Here is a 3190-nt window from a genome sequence, read left to right on the forward strand (position 1 = left end):
CGCCCGGGCCCGGGCGCGCCGCCGCGCCGCCCGCCCTCCCCCCGGCCCTCGGGCGCGCCTCCCCGGCGCCCCCCCCCCCCCCCCCCCCGGCGCCGCGCCGAGCTGGTCGGCGGCGGTCACGGTGATCGCCAGGGCGTACCAGCGGGTGCGGCGATCTGCCGAGAGCTCGCCGCGCACCGTCGATTCCGCGGCCAGGGTGGCCGTGCGGCGGGTCAGGTCGGCGCCGGGCAGCGGTGCGCCGACGGGAGCCCAGCGCAGCAGGCCGTCGGCGGGTTCGAGGGCACGGTCACGGCCGCGGGCGTCCACCGCCCTGCCGTCCACCGCGATGGTCCATTCGCCGGGTTCGCCCGCCGGGCCGAGCAGGTCGTCGGCCAGCACCGGGCCGAGGAAGGCGACGTCGACCAGCCCACGGCCGAATTCCTCGGCGACCAGGGCCACCTCGACGCCGGACGCGCCGTCCGAGCGCAGCGAACGCCAGCCCGCGGTGTCCACGGCCTTGCCCAGGCGGGCGACGCGCTGCTCGTCGTCGAGATCGGCCACCGAACCGGGGCCGAGTTCGTCGGCCAATCGGGCGGCGGCGTCGCGTAGTTGGCGCTGTTCAGCGGTCAGTCGGACGTCCATGACGCTCCTCGAGCACTCGGCGCAGCACCTTGCCCGACGGCAGGCGCGGGATCTCCGGGACGAACACCACCCGGCGCGGCTTCTTGTAGGTGGCGAGCGTGCCGCCGACCAGGTCGGTCAGCTCCGCCTCGGTGACCGGCCCGCACGCACGCACGGCGGCGACCACGGCCTCGCCGTCCGCCGGGTCGGGCACCCCGAAGACGGCGCAATCGGCCACCTGCGGGTGCCCGTGCAGCACGGCCTCGATCTCGGCGGGCGCGACCTGGAAGCCGCGGACCTTGATCATCTCCTTGGCACGGTCGGTGAGCCCGATCCAGCCGTCGGCGTCGACCCAGCCGACGTCGCCGGTCCGGTACCAGCCGTCGACGAAGGCGTCCGCCGTCGCCTGTTCGGGCAGGTAGCCGGCCATCACCGAGTCGGCGCGGCAGTGGATCTCGCCGATCTCCCCGGCCCCGAGCACGTGCCCGGAATCCAGATCGACCACCCGTATCTCGACGCCCGGCGCGGCCTTGCCGACGCTGTCCAGCCGTGCTCCGTCGAGCGGATTGCACGCGATGACCGGCAACTCGCTGGCGCCGTAGGCGGGCAACCAGGTGACGCCCGTCCGGCGGGTGACGGTCTCGGCGACGCCCGCCGTGACCGGGGTGGCGCCCCACATGATGTAGCGCAGCGAACTCAGGTCGAAGGTCTCTAACTTCGGATGCGAAGCGATGGCCAGCGCGATCGGGGCCACGGCCATCTCGATGGTGATCCGGTCGTCCTGGATGCAGCCGAGCATGGTGTCCAGGTCGAAGCGGCGGTGCAGGCGCATCCACGCCCCGGCGTCGAGGGCGGTGACGATGTTGAGCAGGCCGAGGATGTGCGAGGGCGGGGTGGCGACCTGGATGCGGTCGGCGGCGGTCAGGCCGAGCACCTCACGCCACTGGCGCACCGCGAGGCCGAGCGAGCGGTGTGTGTGCCGGACCGCCTTCGGCATCCCGGTGGTGCCGGAACTGAACACCGCGACCGCCTCCGCGCGCGGATCGTGGTGCACCTCGGTGGCTTCCGCCGGCGCGATCGGGTCGTCGAGATGGCGGACCGGTAGCAGCTCGGCCAGCACCGGCTGGTCGCCGATGCCGTGGGCCGGGCCGGTCACCGTCAGCGCGTGCTCGACCTCGGCGGTCTTCCAGGCGGGACTGATCAGCACGACGGCCGCGCCGAGCCGCCAGACGGCCAGTACGGCGACGACGAACTCCGGCCGGTTGGACGACATCAGCGCCACCCGGTCCCCCGCTCGCACACCGCGCGCGGCCAGCTCGGCCGCCAGTCCCGCCGCCAGCGTGTCGAGCCGGTCTCTGGTGTAGGACCGCTCCTCGAAGACGAGGGCGATGGATGCACTCCCAGCAGACATTTGAGATGATCCTGTCTCGTGGGTGAGAATGTAATTCTCATATTACTAGAATATGCATACCAAAGGAGTCGGTCGATGGCGAGTCCCTCGATGCAGCAGCGCTTCCAGAAGGCAACCGTGACCCGGATCGTGAAGGAGAGCGTGGACGCGCGGACCTTCGTGCTGCGCCCGCACGACCAGCCGATCGCCTACCGCGCGGGCCAGTTCTGCACCTTCCGCGTCGTCGTCGGCGGGCAGCCGCGCTACCGCTCGTATTCCATGTCGAGCGCGCCGGAAACCGACACCGAACTGATGACCACCGTCAAACGAGTGCCAGGCGGCACGGTCTCGAACTGGCTGCACGACAACATCGCCGAGGGCGACGAGGTGGAGTTGAGCCCCGCGACCGGCCGCTTCTGCCTTCGCGAGAGCCGCGCGCCACTGCTCGGGTTCAGCGGCGGCAGCGGCATCACCCCGATCCTCTCGCTGACCAAGTCCGCCCTGGCCACCACCGACCGTCGCGTGCGCCTGCTGTGCGCCGACCGCGACGCCGAGTCGGTCCTGTTCGCCGAGGCTCTGACCGTCCTGGCCGCGCGGTACCCCGGCCGCCTCGAGGTCCGCCGTCACCTGGACAGCGCGAGCGGCTTCCTCGACGCCGCCGCCGTCCGCGCCTTCGTCGGGCCCGACGGTCACGGCGAGTCCTACATCTGCGGACCCGACCCCTTCATGGAGCTGGTGGAGAGAGCACTACCCGGGCCGGGACCGTGCTACAGCGAGCGCTTCGACGTCCCCGCCACACCGGTTGTCACGCAGCCGGATTCCCCCCGCACCGAGACCGCGGCGCCACGGCTCGACGGCGGCACGGTGACCATCCTGCTCAACCGCAAGAAGAAGACGGTCCCCCGCCGGGGCGGCGAAACCCTGCTGGAGAGCGCCCGCCGCGCCGGGCTGGTCCCCCCGTTCTCCTGCGAGGCGGGCAACTGCGCCACCTGCATCGCCAGAGTGACCGAGGGACACGCCACCCTCCGCGCCAACGAGGCACTCACCGACGACGAACTCGACGAGGGCTACGTACTGACCTGCCAGGCCGTCCCAGACACCGCCGACATCACCGTCGACTACGAGTGATTCCCGCACGCGCCGCGCAGGTCCGGTCCAGGACCTGCCGGAGCGGCCGCGGCGGGTCTACCGTGGAGACAT

3 protein-coding genes are annotated in these 3190 nt (G+C 72.3%); 1 reads left to right on the forward strand and 2 read right to left on the reverse strand.

Annotation, left to right across the window (positions count from 1 at the left end):
* Both QH283_RS07815 and QH283_RS07820 read right to left on the reverse strand, forming a co-directional pair.
* Positions 1 to 621, reverse strand: a 621-nt coding sequence (locus tag QH283_RS07815; RefSeq protein ID WP_280502348.1) for an acyl-CoA dehydrogenase, incomplete at its 3' end; no start/stop codon positions are given.
* A complete protein-coding gene (locus QH283_RS07820) occupies positions 599 to 2011 on the reverse strand; it encodes a class I adenylate-forming enzyme family protein (protein ID WP_280502349.1) in 1413 nt (470 codons plus the stop codon). The genes QH283_RS07820 and QH283_RS07815, both read right to left, overlap by 23 nt.
* Positions 2012 to 2086: 75 nt before the next feature.
* On the opposite strand from QH283_RS07820, the gene QH283_RS07825 reads away from it, so the two are divergent.
* Positions 2087 to 3118, forward strand: a complete 1032-nt coding sequence (locus tag QH283_RS07825; protein WP_280502350.1) for a ferredoxin--NADP reductase — start codon at positions 2087 to 2089, stop codon at positions 3116 to 3118.
* Positions 3119 to 3190 lie beyond the last annotated feature (72 nt).

The sequence above is a fragment of the Nocardia farcinica genome (assembly GCF_029867845.1).
GTDB classification, from domain to species: domain Bacteria; phylum Actinomycetota; class Actinomycetes; order Mycobacteriales; family Mycobacteriaceae; genus Nocardia; species Nocardia farcinica_A.